Source organism: Rhizobium redzepovicii (assembly GCF_019793435.1).
Taxonomy (GTDB): Bacteria; Pseudomonadota; Alphaproteobacteria; order Rhizobiales; family Rhizobiaceae; genus Rhizobium; species Rhizobium redzepovicii.
Window position 1 is genome coordinate 231284 of sequence record NZ_JAILYH010000005.1, and the last position, 25981, is coordinate 257264.

The 25981-nt window shown below is 61.7% G+C and carries 26 protein-coding genes; 14 read left to right on the forward strand and 12 right to left on the reverse strand.

Annotated elements, in window-relative coordinates:
• Positions 1-122: 122 nt before the first annotated feature.
• Both modB and modC read left to right on the forward strand, forming a co-directional pair.
• Entirely contained in the window at positions 123-824 is a 702-nt protein-coding gene (modB, locus tag K6N12_RS10100) for a molybdate ABC transporter permease subunit (RefSeq protein ID WP_097625051.1), read from the forward strand.
• Complete coding sequence (gene modC / locus K6N12_RS10105; RefSeq protein WP_097625052.1) at positions 821-1888, forward strand: molybdenum ABC transporter ATP-binding protein; 1068 nt, start codon at positions 821-823, stop codon at positions 1886-1888. The genes modB and modC overlap by 4 nt, the downstream gene beginning before the upstream one ends.
• Before the next feature lie 8 nt (positions 1889-1896).
• Here the strand turns inward: modC and K6N12_RS10110 are convergent, their stop codons facing one another.
• Positions 1897-2256, reverse strand: coding sequence for a winged helix-turn-helix domain-containing protein (locus tag K6N12_RS10110; protein WP_097625053.1), 360 nt, complete (start codon positions 2254-2256; stop codon positions 1897-1899).
• 209 nt (positions 2257-2465) lie between these two features.
• Between K6N12_RS10110 and rsfS the strand changes: the two genes are divergently transcribed.
• The 6 genes from rsfS to K6N12_RS10140 all read left to right on the forward strand — a co-directional run bounded on the left by rsfS (position 2466) and on the right by K6N12_RS10140 (position 8227).
• Positions 2466-2909 (forward strand): ribosome silencing factor, encoded by a 444-nt coding sequence (rsfS, locus tag K6N12_RS10115; protein ID WP_003589592.1) that lies wholly within the window; start codon positions 2466-2468, stop codon positions 2907-2909.
• A gap of 116 nt (positions 2910-3025) precedes the next feature.
• Positions 3026-3508: a 23S rRNA (pseudouridine(1915)-N(3))-methyltransferase RlmH gene (gene rlmH / locus K6N12_RS10120; protein ID WP_097625054.1), complete on the forward strand. Its 483-nt coding sequence runs from the start codon at positions 3026-3028 to the stop codon at positions 3506-3508.
• Positions 3509-3671: 163 nt separating this feature from the next.
• Positions 3672-5072, forward strand: a complete 1401-nt coding sequence (locus K6N12_RS10125) for a murein hydrolase activator EnvC family protein (protein WP_097625055.1) — start codon at positions 3672-3674, stop codon at positions 5070-5072.
• Complete coding sequence (locus tag K6N12_RS10130) at positions 5062-6384, forward strand: S41 family peptidase (protein WP_003543943.1); 1323 nt, start codon at positions 5062-5064, stop codon at positions 6382-6384. The genes K6N12_RS10125 and K6N12_RS10130 overlap by 11 nt, the downstream gene beginning before the upstream one ends.
• A gap of 74 nt (positions 6385-6458) precedes the next feature.
• On the forward strand, positions 6459-7655 hold the full coding sequence (locus K6N12_RS10135) for a divergent polysaccharide deacetylase family protein (protein WP_097625056.1): 1197 nt from the start codon (positions 6459-6461) through the stop codon (positions 7653-7655).
• Positions 7656-7693: 38 nt separating this feature from the next.
• Positions 7694-8227 carry an RNA pyrophosphohydrolase gene (locus tag K6N12_RS10140; protein WP_097625057.1) on the forward strand — a complete coding sequence of 178 codons (534 nt, stop codon included), beginning with the start codon at positions 7694-7696 and terminating at the stop codon, positions 8225-8227.
• Between the two features lie 84 nt (positions 8228-8311).
• Here K6N12_RS10140 and bfr read toward each other — a convergent pair whose 3' ends face one another.
• The 5 genes from bfr to K6N12_RS34080 form a co-directional block, all read right to left on the reverse strand.
• Complete coding sequence (gene bfr, locus K6N12_RS10145) at positions 8312-8797, reverse strand: bacterioferritin (protein ID WP_003589587.1); 486 nt, start codon at positions 8795-8797, stop codon at positions 8312-8314.
• Positions 8763-9161, reverse strand: a complete 399-nt coding sequence (locus K6N12_RS10150) for a (2Fe-2S)-binding protein (protein WP_082366254.1) — start codon at positions 9159-9161, stop codon at positions 8763-8765. Before K6N12_RS10150 ends, bfr begins: the two co-directional genes overlap by 35 nt.
• A gap of 121 nt (positions 9162-9282) precedes the next feature.
• Complete coding sequence (locus K6N12_RS10155; protein WP_097625058.1) at positions 9283-12747, reverse strand: error-prone DNA polymerase; 3465 nt, start codon at positions 12745-12747, stop codon at positions 9283-9285.
• Positions 12744-14288, reverse strand: coding sequence for a Y-family DNA polymerase (locus tag K6N12_RS10160; RefSeq protein WP_280952922.1), 1545 nt, complete (start codon positions 14286-14288; stop codon positions 12744-12746). The genes K6N12_RS10155 and K6N12_RS10160 overlap by 4 nt, the downstream gene beginning before the upstream one ends.
• On the reverse strand, positions 14200-15144 hold the full coding sequence (locus K6N12_RS34080) for an ImuA family protein (RefSeq protein WP_245426770.1): 945 nt from the start codon (positions 15142-15144) through the stop codon (positions 14200-14202). Before K6N12_RS34080 ends, K6N12_RS10160 begins: the two co-directional genes overlap by 89 nt.
• Before the next feature lie 161 nt (positions 15145-15305).
• Between K6N12_RS34080 and K6N12_RS10165 the strand changes: the two genes are divergently transcribed.
• Entirely contained in the window at positions 15306-15743 is a 438-nt protein-coding gene (locus K6N12_RS10165; protein ID WP_003589582.1) for a metallopeptidase family protein, read from the forward strand.
• A gap of 187 nt (positions 15744-15930) precedes the next feature.
• On the opposite strand, the gene K6N12_RS10170 is transcribed toward K6N12_RS10165, so the two are convergent.
• Both K6N12_RS10170 and K6N12_RS10175 read right to left on the reverse strand, forming a co-directional pair.
• Complete coding sequence (locus K6N12_RS10170) at positions 15931-16137, reverse strand: DUF1737 domain-containing protein (protein ID WP_003589581.1); 207 nt, start codon at positions 16135-16137, stop codon at positions 15931-15933.
• Positions 16137-17042 carry an HpcH/HpaI aldolase/citrate lyase family protein gene (locus tag K6N12_RS10175; protein WP_097625060.1) on the reverse strand — a complete coding sequence of 302 codons (906 nt, stop codon included), beginning with the start codon at positions 17040-17042 and terminating at the stop codon, positions 16137-16139. The genes K6N12_RS10170 and K6N12_RS10175 overlap by 1 nt, the downstream gene beginning before the upstream one ends.
• A gap of 113 nt (positions 17043-17155) precedes the next feature.
• Here K6N12_RS10175 and K6N12_RS10180 point away from each other — a divergent pair, with 113 nt between their 5' ends.
• The 3 genes from K6N12_RS10180 to leuD all read left to right on the forward strand — a co-directional run bounded on the left by K6N12_RS10180 (position 17156) and on the right by leuD (position 18661).
• On the forward strand, positions 17156-17389 hold the full coding sequence (locus K6N12_RS10180; RefSeq protein WP_003589579.1) for a hypothetical protein: 234 nt from the start codon (positions 17156-17158) through the stop codon (positions 17387-17389).
• Between the two features lie 110 nt (positions 17390-17499).
• Complete coding sequence (locus K6N12_RS10185) at positions 17500-17919, forward strand: VOC family protein (protein WP_097625061.1); 420 nt, start codon at positions 17500-17502, stop codon at positions 17917-17919.
• Positions 17920-18052: 133 nt separating this feature from the next.
• Positions 18053-18661: a 3-isopropylmalate dehydratase small subunit gene (gene leuD / locus K6N12_RS10190; protein WP_064841181.1), complete on the forward strand. Its 609-nt coding sequence runs from the start codon at positions 18053-18055 to the stop codon at positions 18659-18661.
• A 60-nt stretch (positions 18662-18721) separates the two neighbouring features.
• Here leuD and K6N12_RS10195 read toward each other — a convergent pair whose 3' ends face one another.
• Entirely contained in the window at positions 18722-19654 is a 933-nt protein-coding gene (locus K6N12_RS10195) for a pyridoxal-phosphate dependent enzyme (protein WP_097625062.1), read from the reverse strand.
• 168 nt (positions 19655-19822) lie between these two features.
• On the opposite strand from K6N12_RS10195, the gene leuB reads away from it, so the two are divergent.
• Together leuB and lpxE are read left to right on the forward strand one after the other, a co-directional pair.
• Complete coding sequence (gene leuB, locus K6N12_RS10200; RefSeq protein ID WP_012559363.1) at positions 19823-20935, forward strand: 3-isopropylmalate dehydrogenase; 1113 nt, start codon at positions 19823-19825, stop codon at positions 20933-20935.
• Between the two features lie 231 nt (positions 20936-21166).
• Entirely contained in the window at positions 21167-21919 is a 753-nt protein-coding gene (lpxE, locus tag K6N12_RS10205; protein WP_179867095.1) for a lipid A 1-phosphatase LpxE, read from the forward strand.
• 36 nt (positions 21920-21955) lie between these two features.
• Here lpxE and K6N12_RS10210 read toward each other — a convergent pair whose 3' ends face one another.
• The 3 genes from K6N12_RS10210 to K6N12_RS10220 all read right to left on the reverse strand — a co-directional run bounded on the left by K6N12_RS10210 (position 21956) and on the right by K6N12_RS10220 (position 25979).
• A complete protein-coding gene (locus tag K6N12_RS10210) occupies positions 21956-23842 on the reverse strand; it encodes an MFS transporter (protein WP_097625063.1) in 1887 nt (628 codons plus the stop codon).
• 185 nt (positions 23843-24027) lie between these two features.
• Complete coding sequence (locus tag K6N12_RS10215; RefSeq protein WP_097625064.1) at positions 24028-25290, reverse strand: ABC transporter permease; 1263 nt, start codon at positions 25288-25290, stop codon at positions 24028-24030.
• A complete protein-coding gene (locus K6N12_RS10220; protein WP_097625065.1) occupies positions 25287-25979 on the reverse strand; it encodes an ABC transporter ATP-binding protein in 693 nt (230 codons plus the stop codon). The genes K6N12_RS10215 and K6N12_RS10220 overlap by 4 nt, the downstream gene beginning before the upstream one ends.
• Positions 25980-25981: the final 2 nt, after the last annotated feature.

Here is a 25981-nt window from a genome sequence, read left to right on the forward strand (position 1 = left end):
GGTTGGCGAGGGACGGAGAGGTCGCGGCATATCCCCTTCGCCCCGTTTGGGGAGAAGGTGGCGGCAGCCGGATGACGGGCAGACACCGAGTGATACCGAATTTCCGGGGGAGATAGCTGCATTTGGACATCTTCGGCCTGAGCAACGAGGAATGGACGGCGATCCTGCTCAGCCTGCGCGTCTCTTTTGTCGCCATGCTGGCGAGCCTGCCCTTCGGCATTCTCGTCGCTCTGCTGCTTGCCCGCGGCCGCTTCTGGGGCAAGTCGGTGCTGAACGGCATCGTGCACCTGCCGTTGATCCTGCCCCCCGTCGTCACCGGCTTCCTTCTTCTCATCCTGTTCGGTCGCCGCGGTCCGGTCGGCAGCCTGCTCGACCAGTATTTCGGCATTGTCCTTTCCTTCCGCTGGACGGGCGCGGCACTCGCCTGCGCCGTCATGGCCTTTCCGCTGATGGTGCGCAGCATCCGCCTGTCGATCGAGGCTGTTGACCGTAAGCTGGAAGAGGCGGCAGGAACCCTTGGCGCCGGTCCCGCCTGGGTGTTTTTGACGATCACCCTGCCGCTGACGCTGCCCGGCATCATCACCGGCATGATCCTTTCCTTCGCCAAGGCGATGGGTGAATTCGGCGCGACGATCACCTTCGTCTCCAACATTCCCGGCGAAACCCAGACGCTGTCGGCAGCGATCTACACGTTTACCCAGGTGCCGGGCGGCGATGCTGGCGCACTGCGGCTGACAGCCGTCGCCATCGTCATTTCCATGGCCGCGCTGCTCGCCTCCGAATTCCTCGCCCGCCTCGCCGGCCAAAGGATCGATCCCGAATGACGCTGATCGTCGCGGCAAAACAGAGGCTCGGCGGCTTTTTGCTCGACGCCGCCTTCACCTCCGAGCGTGGCGTCACCGCACTATTCGGCCGCTCCGGCTCCGGCAAGACCTCGATGATCCGCATCATCGCCGGCCTCGCCCGCCCCGACGAAGGCCGCGTTATCCTTGACGGCGAGGCCCTGACCGAAACCGCAACCGGCACTTTCGTCCCAAAACATCGCCGCCGCTTCGGTTATGTCTTCCAGGAGGCGCGGCTTTTCCCGCATCTCAGCGTCCGCGCCAATCTTTCCTACGGCCGCTGGTTCACGGCGAAGACCGTAGGCGGGGAAAACTTCGATCGCATCGTCGACCTGCTCGGCATCGAGCCGCTGCTGGAGCGCAGCCCGGCAAAACTTTCCGGCGGCGAGAAGCAGCGTGTCGCCATCGGCCGCGCCCTTCTCTTTGCGCCCCGCCTGCTGCTGATGGACGAGCCGCTGGCGGCCCTCGACGAGGCGCGCAAGGCCGAGATCCTGCCCTATCTGGAGCGATTGCGCGATCAGACCGAAATTCCGATCATCTATGTCAGCCATTCGATCGCGGAGGTGGCGCGGCTGGCAAACCAGGTAATCGTCCTCAGCGACGGCAAGGTGGAGGCGACCGGCCCGGCCGTCGACATCTTGAGCCGTCCCTCTGCGGCGGCCGACCGGAAAGAGGCGGGCGCGCTGCTCGAAGGCATCGTCGAAAGCTTCGATGCCCATCACCGCCTGTCGACCGTCGCGCTGAAATCCTCGCAGCTGCATATTCCGGGCGCAGCGCTTGCGCCAGGCCGACCGGTGCGCATCCGAATTCCATCGCGCGACGTCATGCTGGCGACCGTCAGGCCCGAGGGCCTCAGCGCGTTGAACATTCTCGAAGGCAGGATCGAAGCCATATCTTCGGACGAGGACGGAACCGTCGAAATCCGGATCGACTGCGGCGGCGACGCCATTCTTTCGCGCATTACCGCATTGTCCTGCGAGCGCCTCGATCTTCGCCCCGGCAAGACCGTCTTCGCCGTCATCAAGACGGTTGCTTTGGAGGCCTGATCCGTTCTCTACAGACCGCGTTTTGCTTCGAGCCAGGCGAGATCTTCGGCGAGGCTCTCGCGCATCGTCTTTTCCATCCGGCGAAAACGCTCGAGCAATTCTTCCCCGAACGGCGTCAGCGCCGCGCCGCCGCCCTTCTGACCGCCGCGCTGCGGCTCCACCACCTGTTCAGAGAACATTTGGTTCATCTCGCTGACCAGCAGCCATGCGCGCCGATAGGACATGTCCATCGCCCGGCCCGCCGCCGAGATCGATCCGGTCGCGCGTATGTGCTCCAGGAGCTCCATCTTGCCGTGGCCGAGCCGATCCTCATCCGGGAAGCTGATTCGCAGGACGGGCACGAGTGTTTTTGCGGCTGGATCGGTCATCGAATCGTGAAATCGTGAAATTTGGCGCACTTTACGCGGCGGTACGGAAACTGTACACCGCCTGCACCAGCAGCCCGCGCGGCAATATTCTTCAATTCGGACGCCAGATCGGATTTTCGGCCGTTCTGTATCTTAGCACGTCTTGAAACATTAATGGTTTGATGCCTATCTTAACCATGATCCGGTCTCGATCGGATCTCGTGTTGTGCATGGTTTGTCATTCCAGGAAAGGGAAAGCACTGACAACAGTACACGCCAAGGGAAAAACGTTCGCCGTTATCCCGAAGAGTGCGGAACGTGGCGCCGATGCCGCCGCCCGTGCCCTAGAAACCGTCCTCGCCAGCCTCGAGGACTCCAAAGCTGAAGATATCGTCACCATCGACATTGCCGGAAAATCGGCGCTCGGAGACTACATGATCGTCGTCTCCGGCCGATCGAACAGGCACGTCATGGCGATCTCGGATCACCTGCTCACCGACCTGAAGGACGACGGCCTCGGCACGGCCCGCGTCGAAGGCCAGGAAGGCGGCGATTGGGTGCTGATCGACACCGGTGACATTATCGTGCATGTGTTCCGTCCTGAAATCCGCGAGTTCTACAACATCGAAAAGATGTGGGCGGCTCCGGATATGGATGAAGAAACGCGGCACTGACAGGCAGGCCGGCATTCTGTCCGGCGCCTGAACGTGGCATTGGCTGGCCGGGCAATATGAAAACCGGCCGGCGGCGCCTTGTGCGCCCGATGTGCCGCATCAGCGGGAGCGGATGAATGCGAATTGGTCTTTTTGCGGTGGGACGGCTGAAATCCGGCCCCGAAAAGGATCTTGCGGCCCGTTATTTCGACCGTTTCGCCAAGGCCGGCCCTGCCGTCGGCCTCGAACTTACCCGTGTTGCGGAAGTGGCCGAAAGCCGCGCCTCCAATGCGGAAACCCGCAAGCGCGAGGAAGCGGCACTGCTTCTGAAATCGCTTGCCGATGGCAGCATCCTCATTCTTCTCGACGAACGCGGCAAGGCGCTCGACAGCGAAGCCTTCGCGGGCCTGCTCGGCGCCTATCGCGACCAGGGCAAACGCGACCTGACGATCGCCATCGGCGGCGCTGACGGCCTCGATCCCTCCCTCTACGACCGTGCCGACGCCACGCTTTGTCTGGGCAAGATGACATGGCCGCATCAGCTCGTGCGCACGCTGATCGCCGAACAGCTCTATCGCGCCGTGACCATCCTGTCCGGCCACCCCTATCACCGCGTCTGATGCTCCAGCGTTCGGCAATTCGCATTGTCACGCAGCCGTGTTCCGCCTGCCGGCCGTTGGCCGTCAAACTTTCTGGCAAAGCGCGCCAAATCAGCTTAGTCTCCGCGCGATTTGAGAAAGTGCCCTAACACGCATGACGAGAGAAGCAACCAGGCGACACCGCATGATCCTGCCGGCTATCGCGGCCGGTGTCGGTGTAGCGGTGGTTGCCGTGTCGGCAAATCCCTTCATCGTCCGGGCGCAGGATGCCGCACCTGAAGCGGCGCAATCTGCGCCGCAGCCGGCAGCCGAGCCGCCGCCGCCCGACCCGGCCGCCGAGCTGGCCGCCAAACGGGACAAGACCCGTGCCGAACTGGAAATCCTGTCGAAAACGATCAGTCTTTCCAGCGACAAGGTGAGCGCGCTTCAACAGAGTATCGCCGATCTGGACAAGAGCACGCAAAGCATCCGCCAAGCGCTGATCGAGTCCGCCGCCCGCCGCAAGGCGCTCGACAAGCAGATCCTTGCAAGCGAGAAGAAGCTTGCCGATCTCGGCGTCAAGGAGGATGGCATCCGCCGGTCCCTGCACGAGCGCCGCGGCCTTCTGGCCGAGGTGCTGGCAGCGCTCCAGCGCATGGGCCGCAACCCGCCGCCCGCTTTGCTCGTCACCCCCGATGACGCGCTCGCCTCGGTGCGCAGCGCCATCCTGCTCGGCGCCGTCGTGCCCGGCATCCGCAAGGAGACCGACAAGCTTGCCGCAGACCTGGCAAGCCTTGCCGCCTTGCAGACAGCAAGCGCTGCCGAAAAGGCCGGCCTGACCGCGACGATGACCGATGGTATCGAGGAAGAGCGGCGCATGGACCTGCTGCTTGCCGAAAACGACAAGCTCAGCCGCAGCAATGCCGCCGAACTCGAGGCCGAGAAGAAACGCTCAGAGGAACTGGCGGGCAAGGCGACCAACCTTGAAGGCCTCGTCGCCTCGGTGGAATCCGAGATCGCTTCGGTGCGCGATGCGGCTGCGGCCGCCCGCCAGGCGGAGGAGAATCGCAAGCTGATGACCGACGAGCAGCGCGCCCAGGCCAAGGCATTGGCCGACAGCGGCGTGCCCGATAAAAACCGCATTGCGCCCGCATATCGCTTCGGAGAATTGAAGGCGAAATTGGAGGTGCCCGTTGCGGGCGATATCCTGCGCCAGTTCGGCGATGCCGACGGCACCGGACACGAGGCAATGGGAATGACGGTCGCCACCAATCCGGAAACGGTGGTGACGGCGCCTGCCGATGGCCTGGTGGTTTTCGCCGGCGCCTTCCGCAGTTACGGCCAGATGATCATCCTCGACACCGGCGATGGCTACCACTTGGTTCTCTCGGGAATGGAAACAATCAATACCCGTCAGGGAAAATTCGTTTTCGCCGGCGAGCCGCTCGCCGTGATGGGCGCGAAAAGAGTGGCAAGCGCAACTGCATTGGCGCTGGAAACGGACCGGCCAACGCTTTACATTGAATTTCGAAAGGACGGTAAACCGGTCGATTCCCGACCGTGGTGGACCGCCAAAGACACTGGAAAGGCACGCAATGATTCGTAGGGCTTCTCTTGTTCTGGTCGGCGCATTGATGGGTGCGACCGCCATGAGCGTCATTTACTCGGCGGGTGTGCCGGCAGAAGCGGCCGGATCGTCCACGTACAAGGAACTCTCGGTGTTCGGCGATGTCTTCGAGCGTGTGCGCGCCCAGTACGTGACGCCGCCGGCCGAAGACAAGCTGATCGAGAACGCCATCAACGGCATGCTTTCCTCTTTGGATCCGCATTCGAGCTACATGAATGCGAAGGACGCCGAGGATATGCGCACCCAGACCAAGGGTGAGTTCGGCGGCCTCGGCATCGAAGTCACGATGGAAGACGAACTCGTCAAGGTCATCACCCCGATCGACGATACGCCCGCCGCCAAGGCCGGTGTTCTCGCCGGTGATTACATTTCCGAGATCGACGGCCAGTCCGTGCGCGGCCTGAAGCTCGAGGACGCGGTCGAGAAGATGCGCGGTGCCGTCAACACGCCGATCAAGCTGACGCTGATCCGCAAGGGCGCCGACAAGCCGATCGAGCTGACGATCGTCCGTGACGTCGTCGCCGTCCAGGCCGTCAAGTCGCGTGTCGAGGACGATGTCGGCTATCTCCGCATCATCTCCTTCACCGAGAAGACCTATCCCGACATGGAAAAGGCGATCAAGAAGATCAAGGACACCGTTCCGGCCGATAAGCTGAAGGGTTATGTCCTCGACCTGCGCCTCAATCCGGGCGGTCTGCTCGATCAGGCGATCAACGTCTCCGACGCCCTCTTGCAGCGCGGCGAAGTCGTCTCGACCCGCGGCCGCAATCCCGATGAAACCCGCCGCTTCAATGCCGGTCCTGGCGACCTGACCGATGGCAAGCCGGTTATCGTGCTGATCAACGGCGGTTCGGCTTCCGCATCGGAAATCGTCGCCGGCGCCCTTCAGGATCTGCGCCGCGCCACCGTTCTCGGCACGCGCTCCTTCGGCAAGGGCTCCGTCCAGACGATCATTCCGCTCGGCGAAAACGGCGCGCTGCGCCTGACCACGGCGCTCTACTACACGCCGTCGGGCCGCTCGATCCAAGGCACCGGCATCACCCCCGACATCAAGGTCGAAGAGCCGCTGCCCGAGGAACTGCAGGGCAAGATGGTGACCGAAGGCGAATCCAGCCTGCGCGGCCATATCAAGGGCCAGAGCGAGACCGACGAAGGTTCGGGCTCCGTTGCCTATGTGCCGCCGGATCCGAAGGACGACGTCCAGCTGAACTACGCGCTCGATCTGCTGCGTGGCAAGAAGACCGATCCGGCCTTCCCGCCGAACCCTGATAAGGCGGTCGTCGCCAAGTAATCATCACCTCAAGGCCGGGCACCGCCCGGCCTTGACCCTTTCTGCTGTTTCCCGGTTTTGGAGCGGGTGAAAAATTGGGAACGGACCTGCATGCGCCTTTGGGCCGCAACCGCAAAGCCGGCCGCCGGCGCCCGGGTGTTCTGCGCCTCGGCCGCATCGCCGCCAGTCTTTGTCTTTTCGCGATAGGCGGCTTTTCCCTCTATACGGCGTTTCGCGGCGATGGGCTCGAACGCACCAAACCACCGGCGGCCGGAGAGGCCGCAACGCCACCCTCCAATACCGCTCAGCCACCGGCGACGACCACCAACCAGGCGGCGGACGGCATGCCGCGCGCCGAACCGCGCTCGGGCGCCAATGTCGAACAGATGGTCACAGGCGACGGCTCCGTCGTCACCAAATACAGCCCCCGCCCGCGCGACGGCAGCGGGCCGGTGCTGGTGGATGCCATGCAGATCGGCCAGGATCCGCGCATGGCGGCCCAGCCGAATGAAGCACTGCTCGAAGACACCCCTTTCGGCAGGCTGCCGATCGTCGGTCCCGATGGCCGACGGCCGATGGACCAATATGCCCGTCCCTCGTCCGGCGCGCGTGGCGTCCGCATCGCCATCGTCGTCAGTGGCCTCGGGCTCAGCCAGACCGGGACGCAGCGCGCCATCGCCGAATTGCCTGAGGAAATCACCTTCGCCTTTGCCGCAAGCGGCAACAGCCTGCAGCGCTGGATGCAGGAAGCCCGCCGCGGCGGCCACGAGATTCTTCTGCAGGTGCCGCTCGAGCCCTTTGATTACCCGGCGAATGATCCCGGCCCGGAAACGCTGCTGACCACGAAACCCGTGGCCCGCAATATCGAGAACCTGCACAAGGCGATGGGCGAGATCACGAATTACACCGGCGTCATGAATTATCTCGGCGGTCGTTTCCTGTCCGATTCCACCGCCATGGAACCTGTCATGCGTGATATCGGCAAACGCGGGCTGCTGTTCCTCGACGACGGCACCTCGGCGCAGTCGAAGACGGCTGATGTCGCCAAGGGAACGGAACTGCCCTATGCCTTCGCCGACCTGCAGCTCGACGGCCAGCTCGATATCAACGCCGTCCTGAAGAAGCTTGACGAGCTCGAGCGCATCGCGCGCAAGAATGGCCAGGCGATCGGCGTCGCCTCGGCTTTCGATGAAAGCGTCGACGCCATCGCCAAATGGAGCGAGGAGGCTGCGATACGCGGCATCGAGATCGTCGGCGTCGCCGCCCTTTCCAACGACCCCCGGAACCCTTGAGATCAGTCTCTTAAGCGAATCCCTGAACGGAGAAGAAGATGAGCCAGGCGACCGTGAAAGCCGAGGACCTGCCCTACCGCCCCTGCGTCGGCGTGATGATCCTGAACCGCGACGGCCTCGTCTGGGCCGGGCGGCGCATTCCCGACGGCAATTCGGAATATGACGGCTCGCCGCAGCTCTGGCAGATGCCCCAGGGCGGCATCGACAAGGGCGAGGATCCGTTGGACGCCGCCTATCGCGAGCTCTACGAGGAGACCGGCATCAAGACGGTGACCCTGCTTGCCGAAGCGGGCGACTGGATCAACTATGATCTGCCGCCGGCATTGATCGGTATCGGATTGAAGGGAAAATTCCGCGGCCAGACGCAGCGCTGGTTCGCCTTCCGCTTCGACGGCGACGACAGCGAGATCGCCATTAATCCGCCGCCCGGCGGCCACGAGCCGGAATTCGATGCGTGGGAATGGAAGCCGATGCAGGAACTGCCCAGCCTGATCGTCGCTTTCAAGCGGGGCGTGTACGATCAGGTCATCGCCGAATTCCAGCATCTGGCGACACTGCAATCGGAAGACTGATCATGCCGGGGTGACGCCACCGTTTGCGCTCGGCAAGCGGCAGGAGTTCCGGCCGCCCAAAGGCGGCCGGCATCTCGTGGTAGCTTATTCTGCCTCGTTGGCGGAATCCGCGTTCAGCTGGCCGTATTTGCTCTCGCCGATTTTCCCGAGTAGATCGAGCTGCGTTTCGAGGAAGTCGATATGGCCTTCCTCATCCATCAGCAGTTCTTCGAAGAGCTTCATGGAAACGTAGTCGCCAGCTTCGTGACAGATATCGCGCGACTTCTTGTAGGCTGCGCGGGCGTCGTATTCGCCGGCAAGATCGGCCTCCAGCACTTCCTTGACGTTCTGGCCGATGCGCAGAGGTGCAAGGGTCTGCAGATTAGGATGGCCTTCGAGGAAAATGATGCGCGCAACAAGCCGGTCGGCATGATGCATCTCTTCGATCGATTCGGCGCGCTCCTTCTTGGCGAGCTTGGTGTAACCCCAATCCTCAAGAAGACGATAATGAACCCAATATTGATTAACCGCCCCGAGCTCGAGGAACAACGCCTCGTTAAGCCGCTCGATGACTTTTTTGTCGCCTTTCAATGTCCGCTCTCCTGTTTTCCTCATGGAATTGTTTCAAGCGGGACATGAAATCAAATATTTCCGTCTCCGTCGAGTGGCGACGGGCGTGATACTCCTCCGTCGTCTGGATAATGATGTCGACGACGTTGGGGAAACAGCCGCAGCAACGGCCGCGTTTTTCCATAGCGTGATAGACCTTCGCCGGCACGATAAGCTGCCAACAGTCTTCATCGAGAAGGTTGGTGATAACCTCCCGGATTTCCTTGTCGGTTATATAATTGCAGCTGCAGACAAGCACGTCTTCATTCCAAACATGACACTGACTATCGTGTTTTCTGCTAAAGAAGATGGTGGCTGTCAAGAAAAAATTCGAGCCCCGCTTCATCGGACACGGTGTCGGAATGACAAGCCAATGCATGTCGCCCGAGATTATGCAGTGCTTCCAGGGTGATGGCGCCATGAGGCAAGTGAAGGGGACCGACGACCCCGATCGGTGCTCACGCATTTTAATGGAAGTTGCGTCCGCGCGGCATCACCTCGGCGGTTTCCGCTGCGCCGGAATTGCGGCCTGTGGCCACCATCCGTTTTTCCAGCTCCGCTCTCTCCTGCGCCTGCGCAAGCTTTCTCTGCCGCTGATCGACACCTGGATTCAGCACTTCGTCTGCCCGCTCACAGACGCCGAAACGCCGAGCCTCGCGTTGCAGAATGCCGAGCGCCGGCGTCATGTCCTCGATATGCTCGACGACGGTATGGATCACGCCGCTCTGGCTTTGCAGCCTACCGCGGATTTTCACCAGCCGGGCGCCCATCACGACCGAGCGGTATGTGTCGAAGATTTTCGGCCAGACGATCGCATTGGCGACGCCGGTCTCATCCTCGAGCGTCATGAAGATCACGCCTTTGGCCGATCCCGGCCGCTGGCGCACCAGCACGAGGCCGGCGATAGTCACCCTTCTGCCGTTGGGGACCTTCAACAGATCGACATTGCGCGTCACATCCGCATGCCGCAATTCCTCGCGCAGGAAGGAGACCGGGTGCGCCTTCAGTGACAGCGAGAGATAACGATAGTCCTCGATGACCTGCTCTCCCGGCAGCATTTCCGGCAGCTTCGTTGCCGGTTCGGCCTGGAGATCGACATGACGGGCCTGTTCGAAAAGCGGCAGCTCCTCGGCCGCGCTCTTCACATCCAACGCCCGCACCGCCCAGAGCGCGTCGCGTCGTGATAGCCTCAGGGATTGGAACGCATCCGCATCCGCCAGTCGCTCGATGACGGATTTCGGCAGGCCGGACCGCAGCCAGAGATCCCGAACGGAACTGTAGCCTTTGCCTCGATTTTTGACGAGCAGCTCCATCTCTTTATCCGAGACACCCTTGATCTGCCGGAAGCCGAGCCGCACCGCGTGCCGGGCCCTGATGATCCCGCGCATCTCACGGTGGCGGAAATCGACGGCACTCGGATCGAAAGCGGCCTCTTCCAGACCGCAATCCCAGTCGGATTCGTTGATGTCGACCGGCAGGATTTTAACCCCGTGCTCGCGTGCATCCCGCACCAGCTGCGCCGGCGCATAAAACCCCATTGGCTGGGAATTCAGCATCGCCGCGCAGAAGACGTCGGGATAATAGGCCTTGAGCCATGAGGAGGCATAGACGAGCAGCGCAAAGGAGGCGGCATGGCTTTCCGGAAAACCATATTCACCAAAGCCTTTGATCTGGTTGAAACACTGCTGGGCGAATTCCTGAGCATAGCCCTTTGAGGTCATTCCCTCGATGAACCGCGTCTTGAAATTGCCGATCGTGCCGGTTCTCTTGAATGTCGCCATCGCTCTGCGAAGCTTGTCGGCCTCTGCCGGTTTGAAGCCTGCAGCAGTAATCGCGATCTGCATCGCCTGTTCCTGAAACAGCGGCACGCCGAGAGTTCTTTCGAGAACCGCTTCCAGCTCCTTGCTTGGATATTCGATCGGGATATTCTTGGCCCGCTGCTCTCGGCGCTTCAGATAGGGATGCACCATATCGCCCTGGATCGGTCCAGGCCGGACAATGGCCACCTCGATGACGAGGTCGTAGAACAGCTTCGGCTTGAGGCGCGGCAGCATGCTCATCTGCGCCCGGCTCTCGATCTGGAAGACGCCAAGCGTATCGGCCCGGCCCATCATCTCGTAAACCGGCCTGCCTTCGTCCCCATGTTCCCTGTTGCCGAGATCTGCCAGCGTCTTCTTCACACCGTAATGCCGTTCGAGCAGCGAAAAACCCTTCCGCAGGCAGGTCAGCATGCCGAGCGCCAGCACATCCACCTTGAGGATCTTGACGTTGTCGAGATCGTCCTTGTCCCATTCGATCATGTACCGATCCGGCATCGCCGTCTTCATGATCGGCACGACCTCGTCGAGCCGATCCCGCGTGATGACGAAACCGCCGACATGCTGGGTGAGATGGCGGGGGAAGCCGAGAAGCTCGGAGGCATATTTCAGCACGTTCCTGGTGACCGGATCCTTGATGTCGAGACCGGCCGCCTTTGCATCCCGCTCGGAAAGATTGTCCTCCGACCAGCCCCAGACGAGGCTGCTGATCGCCGACTGGACATCCTCCGACAAGCCGAAGGCCTTGGCGACTTCGCGGCCGGCCGAGCGGGTCCGGTAGGTGGTCACCCCAGCCGTCAGCCCGGCATGTTCTCTCTTGTAGGTTCTGTAGATGAACTGGATGACCTCTTCGCGCCGATCGTGCTCGAAATCGACATCGATATCCGGCGGTTCGTCACGATCCATCGAAATGAAACGGTCGAAGAGCAGCGTGCTCTTTTGAGGATCGACTTCCGTAATTTCGAGGCAATAGCAGATGACCGAATTTGCCGCCGATCCGCGCCCTTGGCACAGGACCTTGAGGTCATAACGGGCGTGATGGATGATCCTGTGAACCGTCAGGAAATAGGAGGCATAGTTCTTATCGCCGATGAGTTTTAGCTCATAATCGATCTGCTTCGCCACCTTGGCCGGGATACCCTCGGGATAGCGCCTTGCGGCTCCCGCCCGCGTCAGCCTCTCGAGCGTCTCCTGCGGCGTTTCGCCGGGATCGTTTTCAGGCGGATAATTATGCTCCAACTCCTTCAGCGAAAAGGTCAGTTTGCCGAAGAAGACCTGGGTATTTTCGATCGCACCAGGATAGTCCCGGAAGATCCGGACCATTTCACGTGAATCCTTGAGGTAGCGCTCGGCATTCGGCGCCAGCAGGAATCCGGCTTGCGCGATCTGCACATGCTCCCGGATCGCAATCACCACATCCGAAAGCGGCCGGCGTTCGGGATGGTGGTAAAGCGGCTGATTGGTCGCAATCAGCGGCACGCGATTGCGCGCCGCAAGCATGGCAAGCACCGCAAAGACCTGCCTGTCGCGGCCGTCATAGGCTGGCGCCAGCGCCATAAAGAAATCCTTGCGGAACCGTCTGCGAAACCGTTCCAGATAATCTTCCAGCGCCGACTGGCCCTCCTGATGATCGATAAGGGTGCGATCGGGAACCAGTGCGAGCATCATCTCGTCCCCCCATTCCATCAGCTCCGCTTCCGTCAGGATGCAGTTCCCCTTGACCGCTTCTTCCTTCAGATTGCCGGCGCTGAGAAGACGGCAGAGATTTGCCCAGCCCCGCCGATTGCGTGGGTAGGCGAGGATATCCGGCGTGTCATCTGAAAAGACCAGGCGGGCGCCCGGCTGAATCCGGATGGGCTCGAGAATCTCTTCCCGTTTCCCTTCCTTCTCCGCCTTGGCCAAGATCGCCTCTCTGTTCCTGTATCTCTCTTCGAGCTGCAGCGCCTGCGCATGCGCCCTGACCACGCCGGCAACCGAATTCCGGTCCGCAATGCCGAGACCGCCAAGCCGGAGATGAGCGGCCTGCACGACCATCTCTTCCGGACCGGAGGCGCCTTCGAGAAACGAAAAATTCGTCCTCACGCCGATCTCGAAAAATGCGGACCCGCTCTTCATGCAAACACACCGTGTATGAACCAGCGAGGATCGAGTTCGCGGCCATAAAAACCGCGACGATAGATCCAGAAGCGATGTCCGGTCTCGTCCTCGATGCGGAAATAGTCGCGCGCCTCGGCGTCATCCCCATCGATCCACCATTCCATGGCGATCCGTTCCGGCCCTTCGCTTCTTGCCACCTGATGCTGCAAGCGCCGCCAGCGGAAAATCTGCGGCGGACCATCGGGCACTTCGGCAAGCATGATCTCGACCGGCTCCGGCGTGGCGAAGAGCCGCAGCGGGCGCTCTTGGCGGAAAGGAAGCTGGATATCCTGCGCCGCCATCCGCTTGGGAAGACGATCCATCACGGGAACGGTGATGACGGCGCGTTCCGGCACGTGGCTCTCGCGGAGCTGGAAGCTTTGCAGGCAATCCGCACCCAGCCGGGCCGAGACCCGGTCGACGAAAACAGAAAGCGAGATCTCTCCCTGACGGTCGCCCTCGAAATCACCCTGCGCCTCATTGAAGGGATCATGCCGCAACACATTCAACCGCAGGATTTCGAAACCATAGCCCGCATCGAGATCGTCATAAACCGCCTGCAATCGCTCGGAAAAAAGCCCGGCAATGAATTTTGGTTCGCGAAGCGGCTGCGAAGCGCCGACGGCGATACGAAAAACCCTGCCGTCGACGCGGAACAGCACCAGTTCGAACACCCGCCCGCCAATCCCCCGCGTCTCCAGCGACGGCTGCAGCGATATGGCGACCTGCCGGGTGACGGCAAGGATCTGTTCTTCCGTGCCGATCGGCTCGATCAGGCGGCTTTCGGCCGAGAGGCTGGCGACAGGACGCCGCGGCGAGACCGGCTCCTCCTCGCGTCCCAGCGCCTGGTCGAGACGCAGAAGCAGTCCTGCGCCGAACCGGCGGGTCAGCGGCGCGCGCGGTGCATCGATGACGTCGCCGACATATTTCAGGCCAAGCTTCCTCAGCGCATCGACGGTTTGTCCTTCCAGCCGCAAGGCTGCAACCGGCAAGGACATCAGCACCTGCTCCGCCTCCTCGTCTTCGATCACGCCGCCTTGCCCGAAGCGCGACGCTGCCCAGGAAAGGCCTGGTGAGGATGAGATGGCGCCACGCGCATCGATCCCCATATGAAAAAGCCGCGACAGCACATCCTTGAGAAGCGCCTTTTCCCCGCCGAAGAGATGGGCGCAGCCGCTAATGTCGAGAAACAGACCGTCCTTGCCGTCGAACGCCACCAGCGGCGTATAACGGTCGCACCAGTCGGCAATGGCCTCCAGCAACCGGCGGTCGGCTGCCGGATCGTCTTCGGCGACCTCGAGCGTTGGGTACATGGCGCGCGCTTCGGCAACGCCCTGATCCTTTTTCAGCCCCAGCCGCTCTGCCAACTCGTCCAGCGCCGTCAGCCGCATGGCATTGTTGAGCTTGCCGGAACAGACGATAGGCGGTGCCTCAGGACGCCCTGTCGAACGCCAGGAGAGCCCCCATCGCCTGCGGGCGATGCGGTCCGTTGGCAGATGCGGAAAGCTGAGCGCCAGAATACGCTGACGGCTCGCCTGGAGGACGAACGAGGTTTGGCTCGGCGAGAGGGAGAAATTCGCGTTCATGGGGGTTCCACTCCAGAAAAAAGCAGAGCGGGGCCGGATTACGGCCCTTCTCCAGCGTGAGACGGAAAATCGGATTGCCGATGCTGCCGGAAAGCTTCGATTCCCCCGGCAACGGCCGCAGAGCGGATGGACCCGGTTCGACATGCAGACGGAAGGCCGCACTGCTTGCCTCCTCCGCCCCGGCCTGGCGGACAAGAAAGAGCGGACGGCGGGCAGCACGCGCCCGAAGACTGAGCCTGCGGCTTTCGGTCAGGCCGAAATGGGCGGGATTGCCGCGCACTTCGAAGATGACGGCCGAGAAGGCAGCGCTTTCCAACGCGGTTTCCACCAGCCAGAGCGCCTCGTCCAGCTTGCGCGGCGCCGCATGGAGAAACCGCTCCGGGCTCAGCCCGAAATCCCGCAGCCCGGGAGCATAGGGACGACCGGCCTCCAGCGTGCCGACGGCATCGCCGATCCAGAGCAACGGCAGAAGCCTGCCGGCATCTGCTTCCTGCTTCTGCAGTCGCGCGGCGACAGCCATCGCCAGCCCGCTTGCCGCACCGGCATCACGCGACAGAGCGGAGCGGAATTCGGTGATCGCATCGAGGGGCAGGCCGCCTTCCAGCGCCTCGTCAAGACACTCCACCCCAAACGCCAGCGGCGGCAGACTGCATCTCCGAGCTGTCTTTCCCCCCTCTGCCAAGGCTTCCCGCTCCGCTGCCGCAAGCGCCGGCGCGGGCTTCCCCTCCAGTTTGGCGATGGTTTCGCGGAGCGCAAAAAGCCGCTCGCGCGCCAGGGCGTGCTGCGCCATGGCGTTCTCCAATCCGTATTGTTCCTGTTATGTTCTTATAGATTCCAGAGAGCTAATGAAGAGTCAACGGCCATTTTCTATGAATTTATTCCTGCCTTTGATTCCGCACTCGAAAATCGGCGATAAAGGTTCTATATGGGCCCGCAAAGGAAGGAATATTCATGGCCCGCATAGACCAGAGCGATGATTGGCGGGACCGCCATGCGCCGACGATCAGCACCTTCGAGTCGCTGGCCATGGAGGCCTATAGCCATCTGCCGGATGAGTTTCGCCAGCTGACGACCAACCTTACGATCGAGATCGAAGATTTCCCCGATGACGATGTTTTCGAGGACATGGCGCTGGAAACCCCTTTCGATCTTCTCGGTCTTTTCGAGGGCAGGGGTATTTCCGAACGTTTCACGCTGGAAACCGGCGAGATGCCGAACCGCATCCGCCTCTACCGGCGCCCCATTCTCGATTACTGGGCCGAGAACGACGAGACGCTCGGCGATATCATCACCCACGTCCTGATCCACGAGATCGGCCACCATTTCGGGCTGAGCGACGACGATATGGAGCGGATCGAGGCAAGCGCCGAGGAAGCCGCCGAGCGCTAGCGCATCGGCCCCAAAATCGGAATCGATTTTCGGATAGCACGATGCGTAGATTCAAACTGTTACAGCGTCCTTTGCGCGTCTGAAGACGCGCGGCGCTGTAATACATGTCGCCCGGAAAGTGTGCAGCGGTTCCGGGATAACGACGTGCACAAACAAAGAGCTGAAGCCGTGCTTCCGGCAGGACGCGTTATTGCTCGGAGAGCTTTATCTCGGGATGGTAATCCTTGCCTTCGACCGTCTTGACGACGGCCTGGCCGCACTGCATCGCGCCGGTTGCGGCATTGAAGGCATAGGTCGGCGAGCCCTCCAGCGACCAGCCCTTGTTGAGGGCGGCGGTGACCTTGTGGCAGAAGGAAGCATCGTCGGGACCGGTCAGGAAGCGGTAGAGTTTCATCAGGCGGGCTTTCTTGCAGAAATCAGGCGAGCTTTATGAACCAGAGCTTCGGCTTGGACAAGATGCAGCCGCTCGATCATCCGCCCGCCTGAATTGATGACATTCAGCCCCTGGGAAGCCGGATCGGCAAAGGCAGCGATGATCGCCTCCGCCTCCGCAATCGCTGCCGGATCCGGGCCGAAATGCCGATTGGCGGCCTCGATCTGGGTCGGATGGATCAGCATCTTGCCGGCAAAACCCATGGCCCGGCCCTGCAGGCATTCGGCATCGAACCCCTGCTCGTCCCTGAAGTCGTTGAAGACGCTGTCGATCGCATCGAGCCCGTAGGCGCTGACCGCCAGGACGACCTGCATCAGCCACGGCACGAGATAGGTTCGTCCCGGCTGCGGCAGGACGCCTGTTTCCTTGCGCAGATCATTGAGCCCGACGACGAGGCAATCGAGCCGCGAGCCCGGCGTGCGGCCGGATTCGGCGATCGCTCCAGCATTCAGCACGCCGCGCGGCGTCTCGATCATCGCCCAGATGCGCAGTTCCTCCGGCGCATCTGAATCGGCGAGCAGATCGCCCATATCGGTGATATCCCGAGGTCCGTCGACCTTGGGAAGCAGAACGGCGTCGGGCAAAAGCGCCTTGACCAGATCCAGGTCCGCCGGCCCGAATTCGGATGACAAAGAATTGATGCGGATGATCCTCTCCCTGCCCTCAAGCGGCGGGCCGGCAAAAAAGGCGCGCAGATTTTCCCGCGCTTGCCCCTTCTTCTCGGGCGAGACGGAATCCTCCAGATCGAAAATAACCGTATCGCAATCAAGCGAATGGCTTTTTTCGAGCGCCCGGAGATTAATGGAGGGCACGCTCAGCACCGAGCGGCGCAGATTTAACGAACGGCGAGGGATGGTTTGGCTCATCGATCATTAGTGCCAAGCTTCGCAAAGCCCGGCAAGACAACAAAAAGCCATGCTTGCCTTGCAGAGAGGAAAAAGAAGGACCACATTCCTTTCCGAAGAAAGGTCTAAAACCCATGCAGAACATTCGCTCCATCTTCTTCATGCTTGCCGGCGCCACCGTTTTCGTGGCCATGCTGCTTTTCACCTTCTCGGTGACGCTTGCCGTCGGCGGTATCCTGACCGTGCTGATGGTCGGACGTGCGCTATCGATGAAGATGAAGCCCGCTCCGGTGCGCGCCAAGGCAAACAATGGCCAACGCGAAATGCGCATCTGGAACGACGGCCGCGGCACGATCATCGATCTCTGAACGGCTCACGCTTAAAAAACCTGACTGACACTGTCGCATCATGCTTCCATCATACGTCTTAGAAGCAGCCGAGCATTCTGCCGGCGCTTCAAAACGAATGGAGGAAGAGCATGGATGCGACGGAAAACAATCCGGTCAAGATGCCGCCGGTCAAGAATGGCCTGCTGCCCTATCTGACGGTCGGCGGTGCTGTGAAAGCCGCGGAATTCTACAAAAAAGCTTTCGGCGCCGAAGAAGCCTATATCGTACCGGTCGACGAGAGTGGCCGGACGATGCATGTGCATCTCTACATCAACGGCAGCTCCCTCATGCTGTCGGATGCCTATCCCGAATACGGCCATCCCTTCAAAGGCCATGAAGGCTTCGCTATCCAGCTGGTTATCGACGATATCGATTTCTGGTGGGATCGCGCCGTCGCTGCCGGCGCCGAAGTCGTCATGCCGGTCGAACTGATGTTCTGGGGCGACCGCTACGGCCAGCTTCGCGACCCGTTCGGTGTCGTCTGGGGCCTGAACGCACCGACCAAGTAACGGCACATACGCAGAGGGCAGGCCGCGCGAAACGTCGCGTGGCTGCCTTTTCCAAAGATTCTCCTTCATTTCGGCGGAAAACTGGACTAGATGCAAATTCAGAAAGTAGATTTGCTGAAATGGAGCATGGGTCATGGATAAATTCGTGAAGCTCACGGGCGTTGCTGCGCCACTGCCGGTCGTCAACATCGACACCGACATGATCATTCCGAAGGATTATCTGAAGACCATCAAGCGCACTGGCCTCGGCACCGGCCTTTTCGCTGAAGCCCGTTATAATGAAGACGGCTCCGAAAATCCGGATTTCGTGCTGAACAAGCCGGCCTATCGCGACGCCAAAATCCTGGTCGCCGGCGACAATTTCGGCTGCGGTTCCTCGCGCGAGCACGCTCCCTGGGCATTGCTCGATTTCGGCATCCGCTGCGTGATCTCCACCAGCTTCGCCGATATTTTCTACAACAACTGTTTCAAGAACGGCATCCTGCCGATCAAGGTCAGCCAGGAAAATCTCGACAAGCTGATGGACGACGCCTCGCGCGGCTCCAACGCCATCCTGACCGTCGACCTTGAGAATCTCGAGATCACCGGTCCCGATGGCGGCTCGATCAAGTTCGATCTCGACGAGTTCAAGCGCCACTGCCTGCTGAACGGCCTCGACGACATCGGCCTGACGCTGGAAAAGGGCAAGGCGATCGACAGCTTCGAAAAGAAGAACGCCGCTTCGCACCCCTGGGCTGCTTAAGCCATCCAACTGGTGATCGATCAAGCCGGGCCTTCGCCCGGCTTTTTCTTTGATATCAGGTCAGAGAAACTTCTCTTTCCAGAGCCGCAGCTTTTCGAGCGATACGCCGATGCCGCCGCAGACTTCGATCAGCGGATTGTCAAAGCGGGCAAACAGCTCGGCATGCACATCGGCAACGGCAAGTGCTGCACCGCAGGCCGGCTCGACCAGAATGCGCTGCGCATCGGCAAATTTCAGACAGGCGGCAACCGCATCGGCGTCGCTGACGAGAACACTTTCGATCGGATGCTGTTTCGGCAAGTCGAAGACATGCTGCGCCACCTGCCGCGCGCCGAGCGACGTGGCAATCGAGGTGATGGCGGGCAGGGTGATACGTTCATTCGCCTTGAGGCTGGCGTTCAGCGAGGCCGCCCCTTCGGTTTCGACGGCAATGACAGGCACATCGGCAAGCCCATTGCGCTTCAACCCCTCGACAATACCGGCAAGCAGCCCGCCGCCGCCGACGCTGGTGACGACGCAATCGAATTTTGCACCCTTCGCCACCACCTCGTCGATCAGCGTCGCATGACCATCCCACAGAAGCGGATGGTCGAAGGGATGCACATAACTCGCCTTGCGGCTCTCCGCGAGTTCGACGGCATGGGCATTGGCTTCGTCGAAAACCGACCCGTGGACGAGGACATTGGCGCCCGTTGCGGCGATCGTCTGCCGGACATCGGCCGCCGTCGTTTCCGGCACGACGATGGTGACCGGCACGCCGAGCGCCCGGCCGGCATAGGCCGCGGCAATACCGGCATTGCCGCCGGACGCACAGAAGATCTCGCGCGCGCCATTTTCCACTGCGTGCTGGCAAAGCCGGCCGACGCCGCGCAGCTTGAAGCTGCCGGAAGGCTGCAGCGCATCGAGCTTCAGCCAGAGCCGCTTGCCGCTGGCGCTGTAGTCAGGCGCTGTCTGAACCAATGGCGTATCGAGATGGAGCGGTGCTAAAGGCATGGGAAACATCCGGGGACATGGAAGGTAAGATGCCGTTCTAGCCTGTTTGCAAGCGCAGGAGCAATCATCACGACCGAAACCGAAGCGTACCGATTCACTGCTTCTCTCGCTTGAAATGCCCATTTCCGGGGTCTAAGAAACCGCAACTTGTTTTTCCAGGAGGGTTTCATGACTGTGCGCAATCTTTTCCTGCTGCCGGGTGACGGCATCGGTCCCGAGGCGATGGGCGAGGTCCGCAAGATCATCGCCTATATGAACGAGGCGATGGGTGCCGGTTTCGTCACCGACGAAGGCCTTGTCGGCGGCTCCGCCTATGATGCGCATGGCGCGGCGATCTCCGAAGCCGATATGGTAAAGGCGCTTGCCGCCGATGCCGTTCTCTTCGGCGCCGTCGGCGGTCCGAAATGGGATAGCGTTCCTTACGAAGTGCGCCCGGAAGCCGGCCTGTTGCGGCTGCGCAAGGACCTTCAGCTGTTTGCCAACCTGCGTCCCGCCATCTGCTATCCGGCCCTTGCCTCGGCCTCATCTCTGAAGCCGGAACTGGTCGAAGGTCTCGACATCCTGATCATCCGCGAACTGACCGGCGGCGTCTATTTCGGCGAGCCGAAGGAGATCATCGATCTCGGCAACGGCCAGAAGCGCGGTATCGACACCCAAGTCTACGACACCTACGAGATCGAGCGCATTGCCGGCGTCGCCTTCGAAATGGCCCGCACCCGGCAGAACCGCGTCTGCTCCATGGAAAAGCGCAACGTCATGAAGTCGGGCGTGCTCTGGAACCAGGTGGTGACCGAGACGCACAAGGCGAAATATTCCGACGTCCAGCTCGAACATATGCTGGCCGATGCCGGCGGCATGCAGCTGGTGCGTCAGCCCAAGCAGTTCGACGTCATTGTCACCGACAATCTCTTCGGCGACATGCTCTCCGATGTCGCCGCCATGCTGACAGGCTCGCTCGGCATGCTGCCGTCGGCCTCGCTCGGCGCGCCTGACGGCAAGACCGGCAAGCGCAAGGCGCTCTACGAGCCGGTGCACGGCTCGGCCCCCGACATCGCCGGCAAGGGCATCGCCAACCCGATCGCCATGATCGCCTCCTTCGCCATGTGCCTGCGTTACTCCTTCAATCTGGTGAAGGAAGCCGACGACCTGGAAAAGGCGATCGCCAACGTGCTCGACAAGGGCATCCGCACCGGCGACATCATGGCCGATGGCGCGAGGCAGGTCGGCACCGTCGAGATGGGCGATGCGATCCTTGCCGAGTTCAAGACGCTGTCAGCCTGATATATTTCACGTGAAACATGGGCCCTCCGCATGACATGCGGAGGGCTGTTTATGCGGGGAGCGCGAGCCGCAACCCGCTCGGTCGATTTCTCCGAAACGGACTATTCTCGGCCGCAATCTCGTGTATTTTTGCGCCGGATTTCAGCGAGCGCCTATCCCGGTAATAAGCGCGCCCTCGACGCGTCTTTCGGGCGCGCGGCGCTCAAGGGCGAATTCGAACGGACGATGGCAATGCGGGCATTTTGGGCTTCCCTGGACAGGCGCTGGCGCCGGAGCGGCGTCGGCATGCCGCCATTGCGTTGGAAGGCCTGCCTCTTCATCACGCTCAATGCCGTGATCCTCTCCATGCTGCTCTTCGATGCACCGATCGGCGCCAGCGAAGTTCCCGCACCGGTGAAGCACCTCGGCGAGATGATGACCGGTTTCGGCGATTCCGCCTGGCTGATCTTTACCAGCATCCTGCTGTTCTTTCAGGGCAGGGCGGGCTACAAGCTGGTGAAGACGGCGCGCTCCAAGGCGCAGGCGCTCTATGTCAGCTGGATCGGCGCCTATCTCTTTGCCACCGTCGTCTTCTCCGGGCTTCTCGCCAATCTGCTGAAACGGGCGATCGGCAGGGCCCGTCCCGACCATTTTTACGACTACGGCATGTTTTCCTTCACGCCCTTTTCAGGCCATGCCGCTTTCGAAAGTTTCCCCTCCGGCCATTCCACCACGGTCGGGGCCTTCTTCGCCGCCTTTGCCCTGTTGTTTCCGCGCTACCGCGTTCTCTTCATCGCCGGCGCCATCTGGCTCGGCATGACGCGCGTCATGGTCGGCGCCCACTATCCGAGCGACGTCATTGCCGGCCTTGCCTTCGGCGGCTGGTTTTCGCTGCTGACGGCGATCGTCTTTGCCCGCTGCGGCTTGCTCTTCAAACTGGGGCCGGATGGCTGGCCGATTGCGAAACACTTCTTCCCCGACATGAAAAAGCCCGGCGCCTTGTAAGCGCCGGGCCATTTACCTCAAGCGCTGAAGCGCCGCTCAGTCCATAGCGTGGATATCTCTGTTCTTCGTTTCCGGCAGGAAGATCAGGCCGATCACCAGGGTGATCGACGCAAAGACGATCGGGTACCAGAGACCGTAATAGATATCGCCCGCGGCAGCGCTCATCGCGAAGGCCGTCGCCGGCAGCAGGCCGCCGAACCAGCCGTTGCCGATGTGATAGGGCAGCGACATGCCGGTATAGCGAATGCGGGTCGGGAAAAGCTCGACCAGCAGAGCGGCGATCGGGCCATAGACCATCGTTACATAGAGGACGAGCACGAACAGGATCGCAATCGTGCCGATCCAGTTGACGCGGGCGGGATCGGCGGTCATGGCGAAAGCGCCGCCATTGGCGACGTTATAGACCGCCATGTCGGTGACGCCATTGGCCTCATCCGCCGTCAGCAGCTTGGTCTCGACCAGCTTGGCCGCCGGCATGGTTTCCTTCTCGCCGGCACGCACGGTATCGGCATTCAGCGACAGTTCCGGATTGGCTGCGATGAAAGCATCGAGCTTGGCATCCGGCACCTTGGCGGCGCCGCGCTTCAGCGGATAGCCGGCATCGTGGAGCGCGATATTGACGCCCTTTTCGAAAGCCGCGGTCATGCCCTTGGCCTTGTCGCCGGCGGCAACGACGTCGAAGCTCGGGATCGTCTCGTTGCCGACCTTTACCGTTGCCGGCTGACCGGCGGGACCGGACACGACATCATAAGGCACCGAGTTCTTTGTCAGGAACGCCGTCGCCACGTCGCAGGAGCTGGTGAACTTCGACGTGCCGGTCGGATTGAACTGGAATTTGCAATCCGCCGGATCGGCCGTAACCGTTGCCCGGATCGAGGCCTGTGCTTCGGCAAGCGCCGGGTTGGCCGTCCAGGTCATCGCCTTGAACAGCGGATTATACGTTACCGCCGCGATGAGAAGGCCTGCCATGATGATCGGCTTGCGACCGATCTTATCGGAGAGACCGCCGAAGATGACGAAGAACGGCGTGGCGAGGAAGAGCGCGATGGCGACCATGATGTTGGCCGACTGCAGGTCTACCTTCAGCACGTTCTGCAGGAAGAACAATGCATAGAACTGGCCGCCGTACCAGACGACCGCCTGGCCCATGGTGGCGCCGAGAAGCGCGATGATCGCAATCTTGGCGTTTCTCCATGTCCCGAAGGCTTCGGTCAGCGGCGCCTTGGAGCCCTTGCCTTCCGCCTTCATGCGCTGGAACGCGGGTGATTCGTTCATCTTCAGGCGGATCCAGACGGAAATGCCGAGCAGGACGACCGAGACCAGGAACGGAATGCGCCAGCCCCAGGCAGCAAATTGAGCCGCACCCATCAGATATTGAACCAGAACGATGACGATCAGCGACAGGAACAGGCCGAGCGTCGCCGTCGTCTGGATCCATGAGGTGAAGTAGCCGCGGCGCCCGTTCGGCGCGTGTTCGGCGACATAGGTTGCCGCACCGCCATATTCACCGCCCAGCGCCAGACCCTGGAGCAGGCGCAGTGCGATCAGGATGATCGGGGCTGCGATGCCGATGGTGGCGGCACCCGGCAGGATGCCGACGAGGAAGGTCGACAGACCCATGATCATGATCGTCACCAGGAAGGTGTACTTCCGGCCGACCAGATCGCCGAGACGGCCGAATACCAGCGCGCCGAACGGGCGCACCAGGAAGCCGGCGGCAAAGGCAAGCAGCGTGAAGATGTTGCGCGTCGCCTCGGGATATTGGGTGAAATAGGTCGCGCCGATATAGGTGGCGAGCGAACCGTAGAGATAGAAATCATACCATTCGAAAACGGTGCCGAGCGAAGAAGCGAAGATCACCTTCTTCTCTTCGCCGGTCATCGGACCGGCCTTCGCGCCGTCGATGCTTGCGACATTTGCCATTGTCTGTCCTCCACAGAGTGATGAGCACGCGCGCGACCTACTCTCCTCAAAGCAGACCCCTGGCCGCGACACGCCTGACGAGAGTGTGCCAGAAACGGCAGATCAAAAAGAGAGATGCTTTGGGATTATGACTTTAGTCTAATGGCAACGCGCTTGGCAGGCAGCCGAGTCGTCAGCCGGCCTGGTTACGCTCTCAGCGCCTGCGCCGGCGATTGCCGGTAGGCGAGCACCGCCGGCAGCGCGGCCAAAATTGTCGCGAAGACGAGCAGCACCGCCGCAAGCCCGGCGTCTTCACGGGCGAAACCGACCGGCATGGCGATCCCGCTCGTCTGAGAGAACATGCCAGACAAGGTCAGCGCCGCAGCGTAACCGAACGTGAAACCGAGCCCGATGCCGACGGCCACCAGGAAGAAGAATTCCAGCCAGACGATGCCGAAAATCGCGCCGCGCGGGGCGCCGAAAGCCCGCAGCGCGCCGATCTGGCGCCGGCGTTGGCCGATATGGATGACCGTGACCAGCACCAGCGAGGCGGCGACGAGCGCTTGCGCGCCGGCGGCGACCGCAACAAGGATCTGTTTGGCGTCGCCGAGCGTGCCGTAGAGATTGGTCAGCACCTCGCCGGGGAAAACGGCGACGGTATTGCCGCTGCGATACTCCTGCCGCAGCTTATAGGCGTCGGCTATCGTCTTCGGCTTGACGAGGATGGCGGGAAGGCCGGGAGCATCCGCAGCCCACTTCTCGTCGATCACGGCATCCGGGTCGATTTCGCCGTGATGCTCATGTACATCGTGACCGGCGCCTTCATGCTCATGATCGTGTCCAGCCTCGCCTTCATGCTCTTCCGCCCCCAGACCATGGATATGCCAGACGGCCTGGATCGGAACCAGAATGGCCCGGTCCCAGGCCGTGCCGGTCGGCCGCAAGCGGCCGGCGACGTGATAGACGAGTTCGGTGTGGGTCTCGCCGCCTTCTTCCGCCACGCCATGCATCGGCTTGATCTCGGCCCCGAGCGGTAACTTGACCGCAGAGCCGATCACCGCTTCTCCCTCGCGGGCGAAAATCCTGCCCTCGGCAAAGCCGCCAGACAGGTTCTCCGCCAACGTCACCGTCGTGCCGACGATCGGATAGCCGGAGAAGGAATCACCGAAGCCGATCGGCGCCGCCCAGTCGACGCGGGGATCGGCGGCAAGCCTGGCCAGCACATCGCCCGGCATCAGCGGCAAAGGCGAGGGCTGCAGGAAAACGGAGGACAGCACGAGCTGCGTCTCGCTGCCGCCGGCGCCGATGACGAGATCGAACTTGTCGGCAGCGCGTGCGCTGCCGAGACGAAGCGCCCGCTCCTGCAGCACGACGCAAACGCCGAGCGCGGTCGCAAGCGCCACCAGCAGCACGACCACCAGCGACCCCGCCCAGAGGCGGCGAAGATCGGAAAAGATGAAACGGATCATATAGCCTCTCCCGCCGTTGCCGCGGAATCGTTGCTGACCCGGCCGGAACCGAAGGTGATACGCCGGTCGAGGCGGCCGGCAAGGCGCTGATCGTGTGAAACGACGATCAGCGTGCTGCCTTCGGCAAAGGCGAGATCGAGGATGAGATCGCCGACAGCCTCGCCGCTTTCGGCATCGAGGCTTGCCGTCGGTTCGTCGGCAATGATGACGCCGGGCTTGCGCAGCAGCGCCCGGCCGATCGCCACGCGCTGCATCTCGCCGCGCGACATGGTTTCGATCTTCTGGCCGGGGCGGGAAAGACCGACCGTGCTCAAAAGCGCATGCGCCCGCTCAATGACATCAGCCGTGGCGACACCCGCAAGCCGCGCCGGTAAAAGCACGTTCTCCAGCGCCGACAGGCCGGGAAAGAGATGAAATTCCTGCATGACCAGGCCGATATTGGCGGCACGGAACCGGTCGCGCCGGCTTTCGGAAAAACCAGCAATATCCTCGCCGTTCCAACGGATGCGGCCCTGGCGCGTCCGTTCCAGCCCGGCAACGATATTGACGAAAGTGCTCTTGCCGGATCCGGACGCGCCTGTAATGGCAACCCTGCTGCCGGCATCGATCGACAGGCTAGTGATTGCCAGCGCCGACGAGGACAGGCCTGGGAAGGTGACATCTAGGTTTTCGATATTGAGAGCGAGCATAT

Coding starts and splice junctions, on each gene's coding strand:
- K6N12_RS10140 (WP_097625057.1), top strand. CDS start 7,694: ATGAGCCAGGCGACCGTGAAAGCCGAGGACCTGCCCTACCGCCCCTGC.
- rsfS (WP_003589592.1), top strand. CDS start 2,466: ATGGTTTGTCATTCCAGGAAAGGGAAAGCACTGACAACAGTACACGCC.
- K6N12_RS10150 (WP_082366254.1), bottom strand. CDS start 9,161: ATGAAGCGGGGCTCGAATTTTTTCTTGACAGCCACCATCTTCTTTAGC.
- K6N12_RS34080 (WP_245426770.1), bottom strand. CDS start 15,144: ATGGCGCAGCACGCCCTGGCGCGCGAGCGGCTTTTTGCGCTCCGCGAA.
- leuB (WP_012559363.1), top strand. CDS start 19,823: ATGACTGTGCGCAATCTTTTCCTGCTGCCGGGTGACGGCATCGGTCCC.
- lpxE (WP_179867095.1), top strand. CDS start 21,167: ATGCGGGCATTTTGGGCTTCCCTGGACAGGCGCTGGCGCCGGAGCGGC.
- K6N12_RS10195 (WP_097625062.1), bottom strand. CDS start 19,654: ATGCCTTTAGCACCGCTCCATCTCGATACGCCATTGGTTCAGACAGCG.
- K6N12_RS10220 (WP_097625065.1), bottom strand. CDS start 25,979: ATGCTCGCTCTCAATATCGAAAACCTAGATGTCACCTTCCCAGGCCTG.
- rlmH (WP_097625054.1), top strand. CDS start 3,026: ATGCGAATTGGTCTTTTTGCGGTGGGACGGCTGAAATCCGGCCCCGAA.
- K6N12_RS10180 (WP_003589579.1), top strand. CDS start 17,156: ATGCAGAACATTCGCTCCATCTTCTTCATGCTTGCCGGCGCCACCGTT.
- K6N12_RS10130 (WP_003543943.1), top strand. CDS start 5,062: ATGATTCGTAGGGCTTCTCTTGTTCTGGTCGGCGCATTGATGGGTGCG.
- K6N12_RS10165 (WP_003589582.1), top strand. CDS start 15,306: ATGGCCCGCATAGACCAGAGCGATGATTGGCGGGACCGCCATGCGCCG.
- modC (WP_097625052.1), top strand. CDS start 821: ATGACGCTGATCGTCGCGGCAAAACAGAGGCTCGGCGGCTTTTTGCTC.
- K6N12_RS10125 (WP_097625055.1), top strand. CDS start 3,672: ATGATCCTGCCGGCTATCGCGGCCGGTGTCGGTGTAGCGGTGGTTGCC.
- K6N12_RS10175 (WP_097625060.1), bottom strand. CDS start 17,042: ATGAGCCAAACCATCCCTCGCCGTTCGTTAAATCTGCGCCGCTCGGTG.
- K6N12_RS10210 (WP_097625063.1), bottom strand. CDS start 23,842: ATGGCAAATGTCGCAAGCATCGACGGCGCGAAGGCCGGTCCGATGACC.
- K6N12_RS10185 (WP_097625061.1), top strand. CDS start 17,500: ATGGATGCGACGGAAAACAATCCGGTCAAGATGCCGCCGGTCAAGAAT.
- leuD (WP_064841181.1), top strand. CDS start 18,053: ATGGATAAATTCGTGAAGCTCACGGGCGTTGCTGCGCCACTGCCGGTC.
- K6N12_RS10170 (WP_003589581.1), bottom strand. CDS start 16,137: ATGAAACTCTACCGCTTCCTGACCGGTCCCGACGATGCTTCCTTCTGC.
- K6N12_RS10110 (WP_097625053.1), bottom strand. CDS start 2,256: ATGACCGATCCAGCCGCAAAAACACTCGTGCCCGTCCTGCGAATCAGC.
- K6N12_RS10215 (WP_097625064.1), bottom strand. CDS start 25,290: ATGATCCGTTTCATCTTTTCCGATCTTCGCCGCCTCTGGGCGGGGTCG.
- K6N12_RS10155 (WP_097625058.1), bottom strand. CDS start 12,747: ATGAAGAGCGGGTCCGCATTTTTCGAGATCGGCGTGAGGACGAATTTT.